Origin of the sequence: Herbihabitans rhizosphaerae (assembly GCF_004216555.1) — a bacterium.
Classification (GTDB): domain Bacteria; phylum Actinomycetota; class Actinomycetes; order Mycobacteriales; family Pseudonocardiaceae; genus Herbihabitans; species Herbihabitans rhizosphaerae.
Genome location: NZ_SGWQ01000008.1, coordinates 253,617 through 275,298 on the forward strand (window position 1 = coordinate 253,617; position 21,682 = coordinate 275,298).

Genomic DNA, 21,682 nt, shown 5'->3' on the forward strand with positions numbered 1-21,682 from the left:
ATGACTGGAAACAAGAGTCCACTCCGCCGAGCGTTCGCGCCGATCGGAGCTTTCAACGACAAGATGCGCGACTGGTGGGAAGGCGCGAACCTGTGGGTTCGCTGGGCCGTCTATCTGTTGCTCATCATTTTCGCGCTGACCTTGCTGCCATCGCCGCAGTTCGCGACGTTCATGATGCCGGGAAGCGACTGGGTGAGCACGCTGATCCACCCGATCGGCACGTTCATCCTGCTCGCCATCGGGCTGAACGTCGTGGTTGGTCAGGCCGGCCTGCTCGACCTCGGATATGTCGCGTTCTTCGCCATCGGCGGGTATTCGCTGGCGTACTTCGGCACGAAGTACGGCTGGAACTTCTGGGCGACCGTCGTCGTCGGGATTCTCCTGACCGGTGTCTCCGGAATCATTCTCGGCGCACCGACCCTGCGATTGCGCGGTGACTATCTGGCCATCGTCACACTCGGCTTCGGTGAGATCGTCAGGATCACCGCGAACAACACCGACGAGATCGGTGGCGCGCGCGGGATCACCGGCGTGCCGCACCCGACCCTGCCCGGCGTGGAGTTCACGCTGCGCGACGCGGCGCCGTACTACTATCTGATGGTCGGCGCGATCGTGCTGGTGATCATCCTGTCCCGGCGAGTGGAGAAGAGCCGGGTCGGACGCGCGTGGGCGGCGATTCGCGAGGACGAGGACGCGGCCGAGCTGATGGGCGTGCCGACGTTCAAGTTCAAGCTGCTCGCCTTCGCGATGGGCGCGGTCATCGGTGGCTTCGGCGGTGCGATCTGGGCCAGCAAGGTCAGCTTCATCGAGCCGGGGAACTTCCCGTTCATCCTGTCCGCGACGATTCTCGCCGCGGTCGTGCTCGGCGGCTCCGGAAACCTGCCCGGTGTCATTGTCGGGGCGTTCCTGATCGCCTGGTTGCCGGAACGGCTGCGGTTCATCAACGAGTATCGAATTCTCATCTTCGGTGCGGCGCTCGTTCTCATGATGGCGTTCCGTCCCGAGGGTCTGCTGCCGTCGAGGAGGCGGCGAGCCGAATTGGCGGAAGGAACAGGTGGAATGGGCTCGATGGGCGCGGAAGTCGCGACCCAGACAACGGTTGAACCTTCGGAGGTGTCGAAATGAGTGAGGACACCGTGAACGGGCCGACCGACGAGCCATTGCTCGAACTGTCCGGCATCACCATGCGGTTCGGTGGCGTGACGGCCATGAAGGAAGTCAACCTGACGGTCAACAAGGGCGAGATCTTCGCCCTGATCGGGCCGAACGGCGCCGGAAAGACCACCGCGTTCAACGTCGTGACCGGCGTGTACAAGCCGACCAGTGGCCAGGTTCGATTCACCGGCAAGCGAATCGACGGAATGAAGCGATTCCAGGTCACCAAGGGTGGAATCGCGCGGACGTTCCAGAACATCCGCCTGTTCCACAACATGTCGGCGCTGGAGAACGTGATGGTCGGCGCGGACGCGCACCACAAGACCGGCGCTCTCGGTGCCGCGCTCGGCGTGCGCACGCCGTTCCTGCCGTTCAACAGCCGGCACTACCGGGAGGAGAAGCACGGGCGCGACCTCGGCATGGAGTTGCTCGACTTCGTCGGGATCGCCCACCGGGCGCACGAGACGTCGAAGAACCTGCCGTACGGCGACCAGCGCAGGCTGGAGATCGCGCGTGCGCTGGCGACGAATCCCCAGCTGCTCCTGCTGGACGAGCCGGCCGCCGGCATGAACCCGAACGAGAAGGTCGCGTTGCAGGGCCTGATCCGCAAGATCCGCGACGACGGACGCACCGTCCTGCTGATCGAGCACGACATGGGCCTGGTGATGCACATCAGCGACCGCATCGCGGTGATCGACTTCGGTCAGAAGATCGCCGAGGGGCTGCCGCGCGAGGTGCAGAACAACCCGAAGGTGATCGAGGCCTACTTGGGAGCAGCCGATGCTTCTTGAAGTCAGGGACATTCATGTCCACTACGGCAAGATCGCCGCGCTCAAGGGTGTGACCCTCGAGGTCGAGGAAGGCGAGATCGTCACGCTGATCGGGGCCAACGGCGCCGGCAAGACGACCACGCTGAAATCGATCTCCGGCCTGCGCCCGCTCACCAGCGGCCGGATCGTCTTCGACGGTACGGACATCTCCAAGCTGCAGGGGCACAAGCGGGTGCTCGCCGGCATCGGGCAGGCGCCCGAGGGCCGGGGGATCTTCCCCGGCATGACCGTGCAGGAGAACCTGCTCATGGGCGCCTACGCGCGCAAGGGCACGTTCCGCGAGGAGCTGGACGAGGTCTACGAGCTGTTCCCGCGGCTGTCCGAGCGGCGTACTCAGTTCGGCGGCACGATGTCCGGCGGTGAGCAGCAGATGCTGGCCATCGGCCGCGCGCTGATGACCAACCCGAAGGTGCTGTTGCTCGACGAGCCGTCGATGGGGCTCGCGCCGATGCTGGTGGCGCAGATCTTCGAGATCGTCAGGGAGATCAACCAGCGCGGCACGACCGTCCTTCTGGTGGAGCAGAACGCCATGCAGGCGCTGCAACTGGCGCACCGGGCGTACGTGCTGGAGAGCGGCCGAGTCGTGAAGGCGGCCGACGCGAGCGGTCTTCTGGACGACCCGGAGGTGCGCGCCGCGTATCTCGGCGGTGACCTCGGCGTCGACTAGTACCGCACAATCTCACGCCGGGCGTATCGTTAGCAACGCTAACGGGTCGAGCCCGCTGAACCCGTTAGCCCAGCTAAAAGGTTCAGCGGGCTCGACCCTGTAGTACGAGGTGTGGGGTGGCCCGCGCTGGCTACGGCAGGGGGATGTCGATCGACTCGGCGTCCTTCATGTCGGTCAGCGTGGGGCCGCCGAACACCCGCAGCGCGGTCGGCTTCGCGTCGACCGGGATGTCGTAGTAAAGATCGAACTCCACGCGCACGACCGCACCCAGCGGGATCGCGCTCGGCTGCCGCTTGATCTGCATGGCCTGGTCGTCCGGCACGGCGGTGCCGCCGGTGGACAGCACCAGCAGTTGGCGCCGCGCGTCGAATTCGATGTTGGTGCGGCCGTTGTTCACGATCACCAGCCGCGCCCGCGTATACCGGCCCTTGGCTTTCCATTCCGCGTGACTGCCGATGAGCGTCTCGATGCCGGTGGTCAGCCCGATCAGGGTGAACTCGGTCTCGCCCTCACGCATTGGCGGAACGCGCAGCGGCTTCTCGTCCGGCCGGACTGTGCGCGCGGGCAACTCGTAGGTCGTCACCGGTGGGGGAGCCGGCTGCTCGGCCGACGAGCACCCAGTCGCCAGTCCGGCCACCAGCACGCAGAGCACCCTTCTGTTGATCACCTCGCGATTCTCGCAGCTCAGGCCGCCCGTCCGGCGGCGTTATTCATTCGTTACTAACCGGTCCGCCTTCCGACGCCACCTCATGCGCAGGCGAGTTGAGGAGTGACGATGACGCATCGATGGCGTGTCCGACACGTAGTGGCCGCAGTGGGCGGCCTCCTGGTACTGACCTCGTGCACCGGAGGCACCGCACCGGAATCCGCGGAGAGTGAGGAGAGCAGCACGCTCTCGTCGCTGCCGACACAACCGCCTGGCACGGTTCGAGAGATCGCCCTGACCGGCGGCCTTACGAAGTCGCCGCCGCAGGGCATGGACACGATGTCCGTCGAGGACGGCGGGGGCTTCCTCGCCGGCCCGTATTTCAGTCTGAAGGTGGCTTGGGTGGCGACCGGTCCGGCGATCACGGACCATCCGATGAACCGACACGTGTACGAGGAGCCGAGACGAGCCGCCCCTGGCCAGGAGCTGCTGGTGTTCCAGGTCGACCCGTCGGTGCGTGGCGGCGACTGGGTGCTCCGGGACGACCAGCCGGCCCCGGTGGCCGAACTGGTGGTCGCCGGCGTGGCGGTGAAGCTGGAGAAATCGCCGCTGCGATCGCGCGGCGGTTCGTACACCCCATCGCTTGATGGCGCCGTTGCGGTGGCCAGTGTGCCGACCGGCGCGCCGGTCTCGATCAGGGTGACTGATACCGGCCGTGCGCAAACGCTGGACCTACGTACCGGCCGACGTGCGGCTGACGCGATCGGCGGCTACTACCGGAAGACCTCGCAGAAGGTGGACTGGCAGCGAGAAGACGTGCCGATCGGCTTCTCGGTGCCGGCCGAGGGACGGTCGTACCGGAGCACGCTGGACATCGGGTTCAAGAGCCTGGCCCCGTCGCGGGTCATGTCCGACGCGATCGCGTTGCTTGCGCCGTACAGCGCGAAGAACGGTTGGGCGGCACCCGGACGGGCTTGGCTCAAGCTGCCGCGACCAACGGTCTCCGGTGGTCCCTTGTCTCCCTCTCTGACTCTCAGGACCAGCGATCAGGCGGCGTTTCGGCTACGGCTCCCGGACGGATCCGAGCTCGCCGCGTTGCCGGGGAGCCACGAGGTGGGGTTGTTTCTCGCCGATGTGGCCGAGCCCGGTCCGGACCTGACCTTCGACGTGCCGGCCGACTTCCGCACGGGCGCCTACGTCATCCGTCTCGGCACCGGCGCCCTCGTCGCCGAGTTTCGCGATGCGAAGGTCCCGGCCCGCTGGTCGTCCGGTCCCGCGCCGGTCGAGATCCCGATCAACCTGAGCTGAATGGAAGCGTGATCATGGAGAACCCCAAGGGGCGCAAGCGAATCCGGCTGTTCATCGCGATCGGCGGATTGGTCGTGGTGCTGGTCGCCGGACTGATCACCGTGTTGGTGGTGACAGGCGAGTCCGATCACCGCGACAAGTTCTACGCTGCGGTCGCCGATCTCGCCGGTCAGCCGATGGTCCACTACAAGGCATCGCTCGCCGGCGCCGAACTGGACGTCGAGGCGACGGCCGATGGCGCGGCCCTCGGCGGCATCACGCTCGCCGGCCAGCGCGCCAAACTGATGTCCGTCGGGGGCAAGTCCTACCTCCGAGTGCCGGACTTCATGCTCGAGACGGTGGCGCCCAAGCAGTCGCCGGCCGACCTGCGCGGCAAGTGGATCACGGGCACCGAGGGCCCGCTCGGCGCGGCGTTGGGTGACGTGATGTCGCCGGGCAAGCTGGCCGATCGAATTCGTGCCGCGCTGGATCGCACGTCGGAATTCCCGGACAGCGAGGAGCCGGTCAACGGCGCGGCGGCGTTGAAGGTGACCACCCCGGACGGCGATCTGTTCATCACCAAGGACGCGCCGCACAGGGTGCTCCGATTCGGCGGCGCCGTTTCCACGGGCTCGCCCGCGGTACCACCGCTCCCGTCGATGCCGAAGCTGCCAAGCATGCCGTCGATGCCCAGCATGCCCAGCCTCCCGCCGATTCCGGAAATGCCGGGCGTTCGCGACTCTCCGACGGCGTCGATCCGCATCGACGTGTCGTACGTGACGCGATCGCAAGCAGAGGAGACGATCCGCGTCTTGATCACCGAGGCCGGCGGGCTCCGGGAGGCGATCGATGTCAGCCTCTGGTTCGAGGTGGATGCCGCCGGCATGATCGATCCGATCGACTGCGGCGCCTCGAAGTGCCCGGTGCGGGTGCAGGTCAGCACGTTCGCGCCGCCAGGCAAGGTGGCGGGCGGCACGGTGGGGGCCGACCTTCGGCTGGAGATGAGCATCAACGGATCTGACGCTGGTACCTGCCGGGCGTCAGCTCGACTGCCCGCGCCCGGTTCCGCGCCGATGACCTGCGAGCACAAGGGCGACAAGTGGTCGGCTGTCTACTACCTGTCCGAGATCGCCAAGTCGGCCAAGGTGCCCCAGGTCATTCGGGCCGATGGTGAGGTCACCGCCCGCGCGGTGTGGGACGCGGATGCCGTGATCAGAGACGTGGTCGACGGGCTTCGCGACTTCTGCCGAAGGCGGGGTGTGTGCTAAGCGCCCGCTACGCGCCGGGGGGTTGGTCGCGGGTGAGGCAGGTGAGGCGGGACGTGCAGGTGCGCTTGCCCTCGTCGTCGGTGATCACGATCTCGAAGGTCGACGTGCTGCGGCCGACGTGCAGGGGAGTGCACACCGCCGTGACGGTCCCGGTGCGCGCGGCGCGGTGATGCGTGCACGAGATCTCCAGCCCGACGGCGATCTTGCCCTCCGGCGCGTTCAGCACCGCGGCCATGGAGCCGACCGTCTCGGCCAGCACCGCGTTCGCCCCGCCGTGCAGCAGACCGTACGGCTGCAGGTTGCCCTTCACCGGCATGGTGGCGACCATCCGCTGCGGATTCCAGTCGGTGACCTCGATGCCCATCCGATCGGGCAGCACCTGATCGGCGATGGCGGGATCGATCCCCGGAAACGGCTGCGGTGTGTCACTCACGGTACCTCCATGGTGGTGTCGGTGCTCCACCCTAGACTCGGCACGTGACTGAGGACGTGAGCACTACCGGTACGAACAGGCTGCTGCTGATCGACGGCCACTCCATGGCCTACCGCGCGTTCTACGCGCTGCCGAAGGAGAACTTCGCCACCCAGACCGGGCAGCACACCAACGCCGTGTACGGCTTCACGTCCATGCTCATCAACCTCCTGCGTGACGAGAAGCCGACGCACGTCGCGGTCGCCTTCGACGTCTCACGCAAGACGTTCCGCAGCGAGGCCTTCGCCGACTACAAGGCGAACCGCAGCAAGAGCCCGGACGAGTTCAAGGGCCAGGTCAGCCTCATCGAAGAGGTGCTGCGCGCGCTCAAGATCCCGTTCTTCGCCAAGGAGAACTTCGAGGCCGACGACCTGATCGCCACGCTCACCACACAGGCCGCCGCCGAGGGCTACGAGGTGATGATCTGTACCGGTGACCGGGACGCGATCCAGCTCGTCAACGACCAGGTGATGCTGCTGTACCCGAGCCGCGGCGTGTCGGAGATGTGGCGGCTGGACCCGGCGACCGTGCTGACGAAGTACGGCGTCACGCCGACCCAGTACCCGGATTTCGCCGCGCTGCGGGGCGACCCGTCGGACAACCTGCCGAAGATCCCGGGCGTCGGCGAGAAGACGATCACCAAGTGGCTGCAGGAGTTCGGCTCGCTCAACGACATCGTGGACCGGGTGGATGAGGTGAAGGGCAAGGCGGGCAACGCGTTGCGCGACAACCTGTCCAACGTGCTGCTCAACCGGCAGCTCACCGAACTCGTGCGGGACGTCGCGCTGGACGTCACGCCCGGCGAGCTGGTCGTGCAGCAGTGGGACCGCGACGCGGTGCACCGGCTGTTCGACGAGCTGGAGTTCCGGGTACTGCGCGACCGTCTGTTCTCCGAGCTGTCCGCGGCCGAGCCGGAGGCCGAGTCCGGCTTCGAGATCAGCGGCGGCGCGCTGGAGCCGGGCACGCTCGCCGAGTGGCTGGAAACCCATGGGGGACAAGGGAGTCGGCTCGGCATCGCCTGTCGGTACACCCCGACCGGCGTGGCTCGTGAGGCGGTCGAGTTGCGTACGCTCACGCTCGCCACGGCGGGCGGGCACGGCGTGTTCATCGACGTCACCACGATCACCGAGGCGGACGAGAAGGCCCTCACCGCCTGGCTGGCCGACCCGGACGTCCCGAAGCTCACCCACGACGTGAAGCGGTCGCTGCACGCGCTGCGGCACCGGGGCTGGACGCTGCGCGGCCTGGCCATCGACACCGAATTGGCCGCCTACCTGGCGCGCCCCGGCCAGCGCTCGTTCAGTCTGGACGATCTGGTGCTGCGCTATCTCAAGCGCGAACTGCGGGTGGAGGACCAGCCCGAGGAGCGTCAACTGTCCCTGTTGGACGGTGCGGAGGGCGACGACGCCAAGCTCGCCGATTCGGAGATCCTGCGCGCGGCCGCGATCGCCGAATTGACCGAGGCGCTGCAACAAGAACTCGCCAAGCTGGGTGGAGCCGACCTGCTCGGCAAGATCGAGCTGCCGCTGCTGGAGGTGCTCGCCGAGGCCGAGGGGATCGGCATCCACGCGGACACCGACCTGCTCGCCTCGCTGGAGGCGCACTACGGCGGCCGGGTGAAGCAGGCCGCGCAGGAGGCGTTCGCGGTGATCGGCAAGGAGATCAACCTCGGCTCGCCGAAGCAGCTCCAGGTGGTGCTGTTCGAGGAGCTGGACATGCCGAAGACCAAGCGCACCAAGACCGGCTACACCACCGACGCCGACGCGCTGACCAGCTTGTACGCCCAGACCGAGCACCCATTCCTGCAGCACCTGCTCGAGCACCGGGACGCCACCCGGCTCAAGGTCACCGTGGACGGGTTGATCAAGTCGGTGGCCGAGGACGGCCGCATCCACACCACGTTCAACCAGACGATCGCGGCGACCGGGCGGCTGTCGTCCACCGAGCCGAACCTGCAGAACATCCCGATCCGCACCGACGAGGGCAGGCGGATCCGCGACGCGTTCATCGTGGGTCCGGACTACTCGGAGCTGATGACCGCGGACTACAGCCAGATCGAGATGCGGATCATGGCGCACCTGTCCGAGGACGCGGCGCTGATCGAGGCGTTCCAGTCCGGCTTCGACTTCCACGCGGCGACCGCGTCGCGGGTGTTCTCGGTCGAGCCGACCGAGGTCACCCCGGAGCAGCGCGCCAAGATCAAGGCGATGAACTACGGCCTGGCGTACGGGCTTTCCGCGTACGGGCTGTCCCAGCAGTTGCGCATCGGCACCGACGAGGCGCGCGAGCTGATGGACGAGTACTTCGCCCGGTTCGGCGGGGTGCGCGACTACCTGCACGCGGTGGTCGACGAGGCGCGCAAGTCCGGCTACACGGAGACGATCTTCGGCCGCCGGCGGTACCTGCCCGACCTCGGCAGCAGCAACCGTCAACGCCGCGAGATGGCCGAGCGGATGGCGCTCAACGCGCCGATCCAGGGGAGTGCGGCGGACATCATCAAGGTCGCGATGCTTGGTGTCCACAATGGATTGAAGAAGGCCGGGTCGCGCAGCCGCATGCTGCTCCAGGTGCACGACGAACTGGTGCTCGAGGTGTCCGACGGCGAGCACCAGGACGTGGAAGCGTTGGTGCGCAAGGAAATGGGCGGCGCCTACGACCTGGCGGTGCCTCTGGACGTGTCCGTTGGGTTCGGCCGATCCTGGAACGACGCCGCCCACTGAGTGGTGCGCACCCCGAACATTTCGCCGGAGGATCGTCCGTTGTAGTGGACTCCGCGCGTTCGAGTGTGGACGCGGTGTCCGATCGGGTTAGCGTCACTCCCATGGCGGATACGTCCACAGTGAACAGCCGCGAACTGGGCCAAGTGCTGCTCGGGTGGCGTAAGCGAGCGCGCCTGACCGCCGCGCAACTGGCCAACCAACTGGCCTGGCACCGAACCAAGATCACCTTCATGGAGCTTGGCACGCGGCTGCCGTCCAGTGCGGACGTCGCCGCCTACATGGCCTCCTGCGGCGCCACTTTGCCGCAGGTGCACGAGGTGAACCGCCGCCACCATGACGGTGAGGACGGCTACCTGGTCCGCACGGAAGCGGTCGCCACGCTGACATATCACGAAGGAAGGGCGTCGCACATGAACTGCATGCACGCGACGCTTGTGCCCGGCCAACTCCAGACCGAGGACTACATCCGCGCGGTGATGACAGAGAGCGGGAGGCTTTCCGGCGAGCAGGTGGAACTTCGTACCCGTGAGCGTCTGTGTCGTCAAGCTGTACTGAACAGTGCCGCCGAGCAGCGGTTCAGCTTCTACTTGTACGAGGCGGCCTTGCGTTGCCCGATGGGTAGTGCACGGATGATGCACGAACAGATGCTGCATCTGCTGTTCGCCGCGAACGACCCGCACATCAGCATCAGAGTGGTGCCGTTCGAGTCGGGCAGGCGCGTGGCATCTGTAGGTCACCTCCAGCTCCTGGATTTCGAGAAATTCGGGCCGGTCGCCTATACGGAGGCGTTCAAGGCCTGGGTGTTCATGGAGAAGCCACAGGACGTCGGTGACAGCCGGACACAGTTCACTCGGGTCGAGGAGGACGCGCTCAGCGAGACGCAATCGCGCGCGTTCCTCGCGCACATGGCCAATGAGTACGACCGACCGGAAGGTGCCGCCGACCTCGGCGTTCGAGCCGCGCCGCGCCATCGGGAGGAAGGTCGACCACGCCGATGAACCGGCGGGCTATCCTGGGTCGATGTTGACCTTCGCTGTGTGCGACTGGCGTCGTTTCTTGGGTGGCGTGTGAGTTCTTCGATCATCACGAACGCGCTGCACACGCTCGAACAGGCCGGAGTGCGGCTCGACTCCGGCATGAGCGATGCCGAGTTGGACGCCGTACAGGAAAAGTTCGGCTTCCGGTTTTGCCGTGATCACCGCGAGCTGCTGGCGACCGCCGTTCCGGTCGGCGAGCGCTGGCACGACTGGCGGCGCGACGACGAGCAATCGCTTCGTGGCGCGCTGGCGTGGCCGATCGAGAGCGCGCTGTTCGACGTGGACACCAACGATTTCTGGGCGCCGCCGTGGGGTGAACGGCCCGCTGATCTTGCCGAACGGCTCGCCGTGGCGCGGCGCAAGCTGGAGGCGGCGCCGACTCTGGTGCCGCTCTACGCGCACCGGTACATGCCGGCCGGCAGCACGAACCCGGGCTCGCCGGTGTTCTCGGTGTACCAGACCGACGTGATCTATTACGGCTTCGATCTGGAGAACTACGTCGCGCGCGAGTTCGCCAACTCGCCGGCGCACGGGCAGACCCAGGAGTGGGTTCCGTTCTGGTCCGATCTCGCCGAAGGCACGTGGGACAACTTGGGGGAGGACGACGAGTGACGTCGTTCCTCGCGCGCCGTGCCGTGCGCGTGCTTCGCAAGGCGGGTGTCGAACTGCGGGGCGGCATGTCCGACGACGAGTTGGACCACGTGGAGAAGCGGCTCGGGTTCACCTTCGCCGCCGATCACCGCGCCCTGTTGACCATGGTTCTGCCGGTCGGCCCGGGGTGGATGGACTGGCGGCTGGACACCGATGATCACCTGAAAGCGGCGCTCGGCTGGGCGATCGACGGTGTGCTGTACGACGTGGAGCGCAACGACTTCTGGCCGAAATCCTGGGGCGTGGCGAAGCCGGAGGACCTCGACGAGAAGCTGATCCTGGCGCGGAAGAACCTGCAGTCGGTGCCGACGCTGGTGCCGTTCTACATGGAGGGCTGCGTCCCTGCCGGGTGGGCCGAGCCGGGCGCGCCGGTGGTCAAGGCGTTCCAGACGGTGGAGTACCGGGGCTCGGACATCGCGAACTTTCTGGAGCGCACACTCGGCGACAAGTCTACGCCGCTGGGCGGGGAGCTGGCCCGCATCCCGTTCTGGACCGACCTCGCCGAAGGCGCGTGGAGCGCGGATCTCTGAGGCATGCATCAACTCTCTCTATGAGACTGCATGCGTATTGACATTGGACGTATGAGTCAATCCGGCCCACGCTCAGTGGCATGACCACGACACTGCCGCACCGCGTTGACAACCTGACCGACTTGATCGACGGCGTCCGCACCGCCGTCGCCGCGCACGCCGACTGGGCCGACACCGCTCAGCTCGTCGCCGAGCAACTGCGCGCACACCTGCCCGGCCCGGATGTGCTGACCGCCGAGCAGCGCCTCGACTCGGGTAGCCACACCTTGCACGTCGAGCCGGACGGCTCGTTCTCGATCGTCGCCCTGGTCTGGCTACCGGGGCGGATCACCCGGATCCACGACCACGTCACCTGGTGCGTGCTCGGCGTCATCCACGGTGTCGAGCAGGAGGAGCTGTTCGACGCCGACCTGAACCTGCTCTGCCGCAACGAGAACCAGGTCGGCGATGTCAGCGGTTTCGCGCCACCCGGCGACATCCACCGGGTGCGCAACGACAGCGAGACGACGGCGATCACCATCCACATCTACGGAACCGACGTCACCCGCATCGGCTCGAGCGCCCGCCGCTACTACGACTGACGACGGTCCCTACTTACGGCTGGTTCTCGGAAGGCACCCGTGGCCCAGCAGGAGCCGGCCTATCCGAAGGTGACCGACCTGGACGGCACCGACCCGATGACCACCGACGCGGTGCCGCACATCAGTCGCACGGATCTGTTGCAGGGCATACAGAACAAGACCGTCACGGTCGTGGACACGCTGCCCGTGGACATGCACGTCCGGCAGCACCTGCCCGGCTCGCTGAGCATCGTCGGCTTCCCGTACGAGGAGGCGACCGCGCGCACCGGCGAGGCCGCGCCGAAGCTGCTGCCGGACAAGTCCGCGAAGATCGCCCTGTACTGCATCAACGTGCCCTGCCGGAACAGCGAGTACGTCGGCCGGCAACTGATCAGGCTCGGCTACAAGAACGTGTACAAGTACGCCGAGGGCATCCAGGACTGGGCGCGGAACGGACTCCCGACCGAGAAGGGCTGAGCGGTTACCCTCGGCGGGTGATCGATCCTGGGTTGTACGAGGTCATCAACCGCCGGCGCGACGTGCGGGCCGAGTTCACCGGCGAACCGGTGGACGACGAGGTGCTGCGCCGCGTCCTGGCCGCCGCGCACGCCGCCCCCAGTGTCGGAATGAGCCAGCCGTGGGACTTCGTGATCGTGCGGGATCCGTTGACCCGCAAGAGATTCCACGCGCACGTCCAGGAGGAGCGGGACACGTTCGCGTCCACATTGGACGGTGAGCGGGCGGACACGTTCAGCCGCATCAAGATCGACGGCGTGCTCGACTCCACGCTGTCGGTCGTGGTCACCTACGACCCGGAGCGGGGATCGCCCGCCGTGCTCGGCCGGCATGCGATCGCCGACGCCGGGCTGTACTCGGTGTGCCTGGCGATCCAGAACCTGTGGCTGGCCGCGACCGCCGAGGATCTCGGCGTCGGCTGGGTCAGCTTCTACCGCGAGGAGTATCTCCGCGATCTGCTGGGTATTCCGGACAAGATTCGCCCGATCGCGTGGTTGTGCGTTGGTCCGGTGGCAGGGCTGCAACGAACGCCGGATCTGGAACGACACGGTTGGAGATCACGGATGCCGCTGGACGCGGTGATCCACAACGAGCGGTTCTCGGCCGAACGGCGGTAGCCTGGCTGACGGGTCGGGTATGGCGGAGGAGGTCCGACGGTGAGACGGGCGCTGGTTCTCGGCGGCACCGGAATGCTCGCCGGGTGCGTCGGCGCGCTCGTCGACGACGGTTGGCACGTGGTGTTGCCCAGTCGTCGCTACGCGCCGATCCCGGTGTCCGACAAGGCCGATCCCAATGGCCGGGTGCTCTGGGTGGCCGCGGACTGGTCCGATCCGGAAACCCTTGCCACCCGGGCGAAGAAGGCACTCGGCGGTCGGGCGGATCTGCTCGTCGCGTGGGTGTACTCCGAGGCGCGGCCGGCGGTGCTCGACACGATCGCGCCCCTGCTGGCCGAGGGCGCGCCGGTCGTCGAGGTGCACGGCAGCGCGTCCGCCGATCCGGTCGGCGGCTGCCCGGAGCCGGTGCTCGCCGACCATCCGACCCAGCAGGTGGTGCTCGGGTTCGTGCACCACGGCGGACGGGCCCGCTGGCTCACCCACGACGAGATCGCCGAGGGTGTGCTGTCCGCCGTCCGCCGCGCGCTCGACGGACGGCAACCCGCCGTGCACCAGGTCGGTGAACCGCGCCCCTGGTCCACGCACCAGTGAGCTACAGCGTGGCACGCGCTTTCTCGTTGGCCGCGTTGGCGAGCCGAACGAACGAGGCTTCGTCGAACGTGCGGCCGTAGGCGCCGGTGAACACGACGACGTGCTCGCCGACCTTGGTGATGGCCACACCCAGGGTGAGCTTGACGCCGCCGCCTTCGATCCTGGTCCGCAGCGCGAACCCGTCACCGTTGACCCCGGTGAGCTTCGCGAAGCTGACCGTGCCGGACTGTCCGTCCTGACTGAAGGTCGTCGTGCCGCACTTGCCGATGACCTCGTCGATCCGTGACGGGTTCCACTCGCCGTACCCGCCGACCGGGGTGACGATCTCGGAGTAGCCGGTCCGCTCGCCGGCGTTCGTCGCCTTCATCCCGCCGACCGAGTAGTCCCCGGTCGGCTTCGGCTGCGAGCGCATCAGATCGGAGCATTCGGCCGGCTGGATGTCGTCCGGCAGTTGCTGCTGCTGGTTGAGCTTGTCGATCTCGTCCTGCGTCAGGACCGACACGTCGTAGCCACTCGGAAAGTCGCTACTGGTCAGCAGCGCCTTCTCGAGCGCCTTGTCGACGGTGAGCGTGGCGCTGGAGCTGTTGCTGATCAGAAGGATGGTGGTGACCACCGCCGCGACGACCACCACCGCGGCGATGGAGATCCACAGCGCGGTGCGCCGCTTCTTCGGCGGCACTGTGAACTGTTCCGGGGCGTACTGCGGGGCGTTCGGCATCTCGGTCATGCTGCTTGGACACCCTTCCAGGTCATGTCGTTCCTGCTACGACCACCGTCTAAGGACCGAACCTTCTCATGGTGTCGACCGGCGTTCTGATCCAGTTGCGCAATAGGTGCCGGATTCGAGGGTGCCGGCAAGGGTTCCCGGTGGCTCACCGTCGGCCCACCGGGACAGCCGGGCATCGAGATCATTCTGGCCGACTGCCGTATGGGCCACGACGAGGAGACCGCCGAGGAACTACGCCGGCTGGTCGCCAAGGGCGCGCTCGGCGCGGGGCGTACGAGACCGACGACTGCCGCACGACGTTCGAGGAACTGTCCGAGCGCGGAGTGGTGTTCCGTGACGACTCCGGCAACTGGTTCAGCTCACCGAGCGGCGCCCGTACTGATCACTCCCGGACGATCAGGTCCCACCAGGTGAGGCCGTCGGTGGACAGCCGCACCACGTTGGAGCCGCGCGGGCGGTAGGACGGCGTGGTCGTGGTGACGTAGCCGATCCGGGTCGGGCGGGCCGGCGCGCGCACCTGGCTGGAGTCCACGCGGTTGAAGGAGACACCACGATCGACGCTGCGGTACACGTCGCCGGACTGGCTGCCGGTGACCGTCACGCTGCCGTCCACCGCGACGATCGGGTAGCCGAGTACGGGCAGTGTCACGCCGGCCTGCTGCGCGTGCCAGGTGCGCCGCCACGAACGCCCGCCGTTGTCGCTGCGGAACACGGCGAGCAGCCCGTTGCGACTGTCCGGCCGCGCGCCGACCGCGGTCAGGTAGGTCACGCCGTGCGCCGCGGTGATCCGCAGCGGGCTGTACGCGACACCGCTGAACTCGGGCAGTACGGCGACCTGCCAGGTGCGGCCGGCGTCCCGGCTCACCGCGGTGGCCCAGCGCCCGGTGCCGTGCTGCCGGCCGGACACCCACCACGAGCCGTCCGGCGCGGGGTAGGTCTCCGGCGCGGGCTGGTCCAGCGGCGGCGGGTTGGCCAGGGCGGCCCGGGTGCCGGTCTCCGGCAGCAGCACGGTGACGTGCCGCTGCTCGCACCGCGCGTCCCTGGTCACGTCGCCACACCCGGCCTCCAGCAGCGCGTCCGGCGGGATCGCGGTCACGATCCGCTCGACTGCCATGGTGACCTTGTGCCACGACACGCCGGAGTCGTCGCTGAAGTACCGGATGGTGTCCGGCCGGTTCAGATACACGTCGCCGACGACGAGCCGGGTCGGTCCGAGTACGTGCAGGGTGGCCGACTGGCCGTCGCTGGCCAGTCCCGACGGTGACGGCACCGCCCGCGCGCTCCAGTGTTCGCCGTCCTCGGTCACCAGCAGGGTCCGGCTGCACCGGGGTGTTGCGTCGCAGCGGGCGCGCAGGGCGAACCCGTGGTCGGCGTCGACGAATTCCGCGGTGAACACCCGGGAGCGCGGGTAGTACGGGCGGTACGGCGTCGTCGTCGTGGTGGTCGGGCCGGAGTCGGCGCGCGCCTGGTACTCGTCCTCGCCGGTGTCACCCGGGCGCAGGGCCGGGACCACGGCGAGCACCGTGAGGACGGCGAGCGCGGCGCCGATCCGCACCCGGCGGCGGGCGGCGCGCTGGCGGTGGTGCAGCAGCAGCGGCGCGAGGTCCGGCCGGTGCGCCTCGCGGTAGATCCGGTCGCGCAGCGCGACGACGTCACCTGGAGGCGTGCCGCGCACCGCGAGGGTCAGCTCCGCGTCGGCGATCAGCGCGTCCACCGTCTCGAGTGGACTGTCCACAATGGACGCGATCTCCTCGGGGGCGAGGCCGGCCAGCCGGGCGAGCAGCAGCGTGGATCGCTGGTCGCGGGGGAGCGCCAGCAGCAGCGCGTGGATCTCGTCGAGCGGCTCGGGCTCGGCCGTGGGGCGTGCCCGGCCGGCGACCGCGCGCACAAGATCACCCTCGGTGAGCCCGTCGCGCGCCCGGTAGTGCTCGACGAACGCCTTGCTGACCACCGTCTCGGCGGCATGCAGGTCGTCGGTGAACGCGAACGCGACCAGGACCAGTCTTCGATAACTGGCCCGGTACAGCACTTCGTAGGCGTCCTGGTCGGTCACGGTGGGCTCCCGTCCACCATCCAGGCTCCCACGTGGCGGGGCCGGAAACCACCGTCAGCGGTGGATCAGCCCTCGCACGAGCGCCAGCACCGACTCGCGCACCTCGGCGCGCGAGCGCTCGGGGTGGAACACCTGCCAGTCCAGCGTCACCACGAGCACCGTGCCGAACAGGCCGGCGGACGCGGTCGGGACGTCCACACCGTCCGGCAGCAGGCCGGCGTCGGCCGCCAGTGCCACCTGCTCGCGGAAGATCGACGTGATGTCCTCGCGCAGCACCGACAGCGTCTGGTGCCACTGGCCGGGAGTGCGCCACATCTCGCTGACGAGCAACTGCGCGAACGACGGGTACTCGCCGAGGAACACCAGCATCCCGTCCACGAGCTGCTCGACGGCCTGCCTCGGGTCGACCGTCTCGCGCGGCCGGATCTGTTGTGCTAGAAGGGAAACGCCGTACCGGAACAGCGCCTCGATCAACGCGTCCTTGCTGCCGAAGTTGTAGTACACGGTGCCCTTGGCGACACCGGCCTCGGCCGCGATGTCGTCCACGGTGAGCCCGGCCAACCCGCGCGTGGCGACCAGCCGCAGCGTGGCGTCGAACAGCTTCTGCTTGGTGACCGACGTGCGGGACGGTCTTGGCGCGCCGTTCACAGGACCAGCTCCGGCTTGAGCCGCGACGGCGTCCACACCCGGTCGCGGCGGGCGGCCAGCACGGTGACCGCGAGCGCGCCGACGAGCCAGGCGAGCAGCACACCGACGTCCAGCCCGAGGCTCGACAGCGAGCCGCCGTAGAGCAGGTGCCGCAGCCCGTCCACGACGTAGCCCATGGGCAGCACGGCGTGCAGCGGGTACAGCGGATCGGGCAGCGTCTGCCACGGGAACGTGCCGCCGGCGCTGATCAACTGCAGGATCAGCACCACCAGCGCGACGAACTTGCCGACCGAGCCGAGTGCCGCGCCGAGCGCCTGCACGATCGCCACGAACGCCAATGAGGTGAGCGCCAGGAACCCGAGCGTGGCGACCGGGTGCGCCACGTCCACGCCGACCACGAGTGTCACCACGGCGTACATGATCGTCACCTGGGCGAGCCCGAGCACGGCAGGGGGCAGCCAGCCGGCGATCGCGGTGCGCACCGCCGAGTGGCCGGCCGCGAGTGCCCGCGCGGAGAGCGGCCGCAGCAGCAGAAACAGCACGAACGCGCCGATCCAGGTGGCAAGGCCGAGGAAGAACGGGGCGAGCCCGGCGCCGTACGAGCCGGCCTTGGCGTCGGAGACCTGTTGCACCGCAACGGGATCGGCGATCGTCTTGGCGGTGGCGTCGCGGGCGGCCGGGTCCGGGTGCGGGATCTGGTCGAGCCCGCCGGCGAGCCCGTCGCGCAACTGTGTGGAGCCACCGGCGAGCTGTACCGTGCCGTCGCGCAGCGCGTCCGCACCGCCGGCCAGCTTGTCCGCGCCGGTGACCGCGTCCTTCTCGCCGTCACGCAGTTTCACCGCACCGTCGCGCAGCTCGACCGTGCCGGACCCGAGCTGCCGCGCGCCGTCCGCGGCCTGGCCGATGCCGCCGGTCAGCGCGGGTGTCGCGGCGGCCAGCTTGCCGGCGCCGTCGGACACCTGGTGTGCCCCGTCGGCCAGCTTGCGCAGATCCTTCGCCACGCCCTGCACCTTGCCGTTGGCCTCGTCCACGGGTCCGCGCAGCGGCCGGATCTGGGCGAGCACCCGCTGCACCTCGGCCTCGGGCAGCCCGGCCTTGCGCAGTGCGTCGGCGATCTTCGCGTCGAGTACGCCGATGTGGTCCACGAACGTCTGTGCCGCGCCGGCCACCTGCTCGCCGGTCTGGGCGACCCGCTCGTTGCCGGCGGCCACCTGCCGTGCGCCGTCGGCGAGCTTGGCGGTCTGCTCGGGCAGCGGCTTCGTCTTGTCCCGCAACGTGTTCAGCCCGCCGGACAGTTCGCCGGCGCCGGCAGCGGCACGGGTCGCGCCGTCCGCGAGCCGCTTCGACCCGTCGTAGAGCTGACGTTGTCCGGCGGCCAGTTCGTGCCCGCCGCCGGCGAGTTGGCCGGCGCCGTCACGAGCCTTGACGGCACCGTCGGCGAGCTTGGTCGCGCCGTCGGCGGCCTCGCGGGTCTTGTCGTAGATCGTGGCGAACCCGACCAGGAAGCGCTCCGCGGCCTCGGAGCCCACCTCGGAGGTGATCGACTTGCGCACCTCGGAGATCACCTTGTCGGCGATCGTGCCGACCAGGTAGTTGTTCGCGTCGTTCGTGGTGACGGTGAGAAACCCTTGGCGCGGCTGGAAGTTCCCGCTGGAAGCCAGTGCGGCGGAGAAGTCTTGGGGGAGCGTCAGCGAGAAGGTGTAGCGCCCGTCCCGAACGCCCGACTCGGCCTCGGCGGCGTCCACCTCGTGCCACTCGAACGCGCCCGATTCGCGCAGCTTGTCGGCCACCTGTCGCCCGTTGTCGCCGGTGTCGGCGACGACCACGGCGGCGGGGATCTTGTCCAGCCGGCCGTACGGGTCGGCGTTGGCGTACAGGTACAGCGAGCCGTACAGCAGCGGGACGATCACCAGTGCCAGTACGGCCAGCTTGGGCAACGTGCCGGAGGTGACCCGGCGCAGCTCGGTGATCGCGAGTCGGACCGTGCTCATGACGATTCCTCTTGTGGGGCAAGGAGATCCAGGGGATCAGGTTGCTGGTGCGCGCCGAGCCGGGCGGCCTCGACCGGCAGGGCGCGCGCGGTGGCGAGCCCGCACAGCACGACGACCGCGCGGTTGCGTAGGGCGTGCGTCCGCGCGAGTGGCCACCAGGCGCCGGCATCGGGGGAGTGCCGGTCCGGTGAGTCGATCACCAGCAGCCGCACGGCCGGCCGGGCCGCGGCGATGTCGGTGAGCAGTCGCGTCCGGGTGCCGCCCGGTACGGACTCGAACCGCGTCCGGCCGTCCAGCCCGTCGAGCCAGTCCCGCACGGCGGCGCGCCCGGCCCGCTGTCCACTGAGGACGAGTTGCTCGGCGATCACGTCGGCGGTGCGCAGGCCGTCCTCGGGTGCGGTGACCTCGGGGGAGTCGACCAGTGTGCTCGCCGCCCGCAAGGTCTTGGCGTCCCGGTCCACCGTCCCGGACGCGGGCTTGATGCGCCCGGTCAGCGCCAGCCCGAACGCGGTGCGGGCGTGTGCCGGCTCTCCGGCGACCACGGCGAGCTGACCGGCCGCGATCCGCAGCGACGTGGGCTCGAGCAGCGGCCCGTGCGCGCAGTCCACCGCCACCCGCTCGGCGTCGATCCGCATTCGTGTACTCCTTTAAACTGACTGGTCAGTACAAATAGTCGTCCGACGACTGCCCAAACGCAACCGCACACCCTTGTGATCCGCCACTCAGCGTCGCCCGCCGCACCGGTTTGCGGCTCTTACGGACACCCGTGCCCCGGGTTTGTGGGTCTTGAAGACCGGCAAACGTTGGACGGGCCGGCTTCAGCGCAACGCCGTGGCCGGCCGGACCTCCCAGACAGTCCACAGTGGACGGTAGCCCTGACGCGCCCAGAACACCGAGGACAGCGGGTTCGGCGGGTTGTAGTACAGGAACGTGCCGCGCACGCCGCGGCGGTGCATCTCGTTGTGCGCCACCGACATCAGCGCCTGCCCGACACCCGCGCCACGCGCGTCGGGCAGCACCGACAGGCAGTTCACATAGCCCCAGCTGCCCACCGGCAACCGGGTCGCGGTCCACGATCCCGGCTCGGATTCGGTCAGCCAGCACTCGGCCAGCCCGATGGCCACGCCGTCCCGCTCGGCCAGCCACATCGGATCGCCCGCGGCCAGCCGGGGGATCAGGGCGTCACGCTTGATCCGCGCCGCCCCGGGACGCAGCACCGTGCCGCCGACCTGCGCGGAGTACGCCAGCTCCACCATCGCCAGGTGGAGGACCGTGTCGATGTCGCGCTCGGTCGCCCGCCTGATCGTCACGCCCGGCGGCGGCTCGTCACCGGGTTCGCGGCCGCGCACCGCGATCACCGACAGTGGCACGAAACCGTGGTGCAGCAACGACTTCGTGACCTCGGCGTCCCGGCTCGGCCAGAACACCACGCACGACGAGTCGGCCCCCGGTCGCATCATCTCGACCAGGTTGCGCCAGCGGGGGACCAGCGCGTCGAACGCGTCACCGCCGTGCGCGCCGAGCAGCGGATGCAGCTCGAACACGTCCAGCGCGGACCACAGGCTCGGCGGCAGTTCCGGCGTGAGGTGGGTGCGCGCCAGCACGCCGGCCACCCGCTCGCCGGACGGCAACGCCGCCGTGATCACCTCACCGTCGGGCGGGTGCGCGACCGGCGGCAGCAACGGGTCCATGCCGGTCAGCCGCGCGGTCTGCGCCGCGGTCAGCGAGGCGAGCCTGGTCACGTCCTTCCCTTGCGGCACAAGAAGATCACCGTGCCAGGAAACATCGCGCCGCGTTCCGGCGTCCACTGTCCCCACTCCCGGGTGAGGCCGTCGGGCCACTCCGGTTCGATCAGCCGCTCCAGCGCGAGGCCGGCCGAGGTGATCGCCTCGACGTGGTCGCCCATCGTGCGGTGGTACTCCACGTAGGTGGCCCGCCCGTCGGCGTCGACCTCCAGATAGGGCGTGCGGTCGAAGTACGACGAGGTGACGGTCATCCCGACCGGGCCGGGTACGTCCGGGAAAATCCACCGCATCGGGTGATTCACGGCGAAGGTCCAGGTTCCGCCCGGCCGCAGCACGCGCGCCACCTCGCGGTGCAGCCGGTGCAGGTCCGACACGAACGGCACCGCGCCGAACGCCGAGCACGCGAGGTCGAACGACGCGTCGGCGAACGGGATCCGCTCCGCGTTCGCGCGCACCAGGGGCACCTCGATCCCGCTGCTCGCGTTGCCGGCGCGGGCGTAGCGCAGCATGCCAGCCGACAGGTCGAACGCCACCGGCCGCGCGCCCTGGCCGGCCAGCCATCGCGAGCACGGCGCCGAGCCGCAGCCGACCTCCAGCACGTCCCGCCCGCGCACCTCGCCGAGCAGGCGCGCGTCCTGCTCGCGCAGCGCCTCCGGGCACCAGACGAAGTCGGCCGTGCCCAGGAACTCGCCGTGCTCGCCGTGATAGGCGTCGGCATCCGCGTCCCACCAGGTAATACTCGCCGCCTGTGCCTCCAGCGAGCCGACCTCGCGTTGGGCCGTGCCGACCATGCCGAGCGCCGCCTCGGTGGCCGCGTGCCGTTGATCGCTGACGTGATCAGGAGTGTTCGACCGAGTCTGCTCGGTATTGTCAGCTTCGGACTCGGCGTGCATGCTGGTCCTTTCGCGCCCGATATGGGGCCCCGGGTTTGCCCGACGATCGCGCGGCCGCGTAGGATACCGCCCGCGCAGTGG

Annotated in this window: 22 protein-coding genes; 13 read left to right on the forward strand and 9 right to left on the reverse strand. The window is 68.8% G+C overall.

Annotated features, from left to right (window positions below):
• Genes EV193_RS23305 through EV193_RS23315 form a run of 3 tightly spaced genes read left to right on the forward strand, consistent with a single transcriptional unit; the run spans window position 1 to window position 2,652 of the window.
• Window positions 1–1,125, forward strand: coding sequence for a branched-chain amino acid ABC transporter permease (locus EV193_RS23305; protein ID WP_130346369.1), 1,125 nt, complete (start codon window positions 1–3; stop codon window positions 1,123–1,125).
• On the forward strand, window positions 1,122–1,946 hold the full coding sequence (locus EV193_RS23310) for an ABC transporter ATP-binding protein (RefSeq protein WP_130346371.1): 825 nt from the start codon (window positions 1,122–1,124) through the stop codon (window positions 1,944–1,946). The genes EV193_RS23305 and EV193_RS23310 overlap by 4 nt, the downstream gene beginning before the upstream one ends.
• Entirely contained in the window at window positions 1,936–2,652 is a 717-nt protein-coding gene (locus EV193_RS23315) for an ABC transporter ATP-binding protein (RefSeq protein ID WP_130346373.1), read from the forward strand. The genes EV193_RS23310 and EV193_RS23315 overlap by 11 nt, the downstream gene beginning before the upstream one ends.
• 130 nt (window positions 2,653–2,782) lie before the next feature.
• Here the strand turns inward: EV193_RS23315 and EV193_RS23320 are convergent, their stop codons facing one another.
• Window positions 2,783–3,319 carry a hypothetical protein gene (locus EV193_RS23320; protein WP_242613597.1) on the reverse strand — a complete coding sequence of 179 codons (537 nt, stop codon included), beginning with the start codon at window positions 3,317–3,319 and terminating at the stop codon, window positions 2,783–2,785.
• A gap of 147 nt (window positions 3,320–3,466) precedes the next feature.
• Here EV193_RS23320 and EV193_RS23325 point away from each other — a divergent pair, with 147 nt between their 5' ends.
• Together EV193_RS23325 and EV193_RS23330 are read left to right on the forward strand one after the other, a co-directional pair.
• On the forward strand, window positions 3,467–4,606 hold the full coding sequence (locus EV193_RS23325; protein WP_130346375.1) for a hypothetical protein: 1,140 nt from the start codon (window positions 3,467–3,469) through the stop codon (window positions 4,604–4,606).
• A gap of 14 nt (window positions 4,607–4,620) precedes the next feature.
• Window positions 4,621–5,853, forward strand: a complete 1,233-nt coding sequence (locus tag EV193_RS23330) for a hypothetical protein (protein ID WP_130346377.1) — start codon at window positions 4,621–4,623, stop codon at window positions 5,851–5,853.
• Between the two features lie 7 nt (window positions 5,854–5,860).
• On the opposite strand, the gene EV193_RS23335 is transcribed toward EV193_RS23330, so the two are convergent.
• Window positions 5,861–6,286, reverse strand: coding sequence for a hotdog fold thioesterase (locus tag EV193_RS23335; RefSeq protein WP_242613598.1), 426 nt, complete (start codon window positions 6,284–6,286; stop codon window positions 5,861–5,863).
• Between the two features lie 104 nt (window positions 6,287–6,390).
• Between EV193_RS23335 and polA the strand changes: the two genes are divergently transcribed.
• From polA to EV193_RS23375, 8 genes are all read left to right on the forward strand, one after another.
• Window positions 6,391–9,045, forward strand: coding sequence for a DNA polymerase I (gene polA, locus EV193_RS23340; RefSeq protein WP_242613611.1), 2,655 nt, complete (start codon window positions 6,391–6,393; stop codon window positions 9,043–9,045).
• 101 nt (window positions 9,046–9,146) lie between these two features.
• Window positions 9,147–10,043, forward strand: coding sequence for a helix-turn-helix domain-containing protein (locus EV193_RS23345; protein WP_130346381.1), 897 nt, complete (start codon window positions 9,147–9,149; stop codon window positions 10,041–10,043).
• 69 nt (window positions 10,044–10,112) lie between these two features.
• Window positions 10,113–10,694 (forward strand): hypothetical protein, encoded by a 582-nt coding sequence (locus tag EV193_RS23350; RefSeq protein WP_130346383.1) that lies wholly within the window; start codon window positions 10,113–10,115, stop codon window positions 10,692–10,694.
• Window positions 10,691–11,263 (forward strand): SMI1/KNR4 family protein, encoded by a 573-nt coding sequence (locus EV193_RS23355; RefSeq protein ID WP_130346385.1) that lies wholly within the window; start codon window positions 10,691–10,693, stop codon window positions 11,261–11,263. Before EV193_RS23350 ends, EV193_RS23355 begins: the two co-directional genes overlap by 4 nt.
• Before the next feature lie 80 nt (window positions 11,264–11,343).
• Window positions 11,344–11,844 carry a cysteine dioxygenase family protein gene (locus EV193_RS23360; protein ID WP_130346387.1) on the forward strand — a complete coding sequence of 167 codons (501 nt, stop codon included), beginning with the start codon at window positions 11,344–11,346 and terminating at the stop codon, window positions 11,842–11,844.
• 39 nt (window positions 11,845–11,883) lie between these two features.
• Window positions 11,884–12,300: a rhodanese-like domain-containing protein gene (locus EV193_RS23365; protein ID WP_242613599.1), complete on the forward strand. Its 417-nt coding sequence runs from the start codon at window positions 11,884–11,886 to the stop codon at window positions 12,298–12,300.
• A 20-nt stretch (window positions 12,301–12,320) separates the two neighbouring features.
• The gene (bluB, locus tag EV193_RS23370) at window positions 12,321–12,956 is read left to right on the forward strand and encodes a 5,6-dimethylbenzimidazole synthase (protein WP_130346496.1); all 636 of its coding nucleotides are present in this window, start codon (window positions 12,321–12,323) and stop codon (window positions 12,954–12,956) included.
• 39 nt (window positions 12,957–12,995) lie between these two features.
• Window positions 12,996–13,544, forward strand: a complete 549-nt coding sequence (locus EV193_RS23375; RefSeq protein WP_242613600.1) for a Rossmann-fold NAD(P)-binding domain-containing protein — start codon at window positions 12,996–12,998, stop codon at window positions 13,542–13,544.
• A gap of 1 nt (window position 13,545) precedes the next feature.
• Here the strand turns inward: EV193_RS23375 and EV193_RS23380 are convergent, their stop codons facing one another.
• From EV193_RS23380 to EV193_RS23415, 7 genes are all read right to left on the reverse strand, one after another.
• A complete protein-coding gene (locus EV193_RS23380) occupies window positions 13,546–14,271 on the reverse strand; it encodes a hypothetical protein (protein WP_130346389.1) in 726 nt (241 codons plus the stop codon).
• A gap of 382 nt (window positions 14,272–14,653) precedes the next feature.
• Entirely contained in the window at window positions 14,654–16,324 is a 1,671-nt protein-coding gene (locus EV193_RS23390) for a sigma factor-like helix-turn-helix DNA-binding protein (RefSeq protein ID WP_130346391.1), read from the reverse strand.
• Between the two features lie 54 nt (window positions 16,325–16,378).
• Window positions 16,379–16,972, reverse strand: coding sequence for a TetR/AcrR family transcriptional regulator (locus EV193_RS23395; RefSeq protein ID WP_242613601.1), 594 nt, complete (start codon window positions 16,970–16,972; stop codon window positions 16,379–16,381).
• Window positions 16,969–18,963 carry a YhgE/Pip domain-containing protein gene (locus EV193_RS23400; RefSeq protein WP_130346395.1) on the reverse strand — a complete coding sequence of 665 codons (1,995 nt, stop codon included), beginning with the start codon at window positions 18,961–18,963 and terminating at the stop codon, window positions 16,969–16,971. The genes EV193_RS23395 and EV193_RS23400 overlap by 4 nt, the downstream gene beginning before the upstream one ends.
• Window positions 18,960–19,598 carry a hypothetical protein gene (locus tag EV193_RS23405; protein WP_130346397.1) on the reverse strand — a complete coding sequence of 213 codons (639 nt, stop codon included), beginning with the start codon at window positions 19,596–19,598 and terminating at the stop codon, window positions 18,960–18,962. The genes EV193_RS23400 and EV193_RS23405 overlap by 4 nt, the downstream gene beginning before the upstream one ends.
• A 183-nt stretch (window positions 19,599–19,781) precedes the next feature.
• Window positions 19,782–20,771, reverse strand: a complete 990-nt coding sequence (locus EV193_RS23410; RefSeq protein WP_341273189.1) for a GNAT family N-acetyltransferase — start codon at window positions 20,769–20,771, stop codon at window positions 19,782–19,784.
• Window positions 20,702–21,499: a class I SAM-dependent methyltransferase gene (locus EV193_RS23415; RefSeq protein ID WP_242613612.1), complete on the reverse strand. Its 798-nt coding sequence runs from the start codon at window positions 21,497–21,499 to the stop codon at window positions 20,702–20,704. Before EV193_RS23415 ends, EV193_RS23410 begins: the two co-directional genes overlap by 70 nt.
• Window positions 21,500–21,682: the final 183 nt, after the last annotated feature.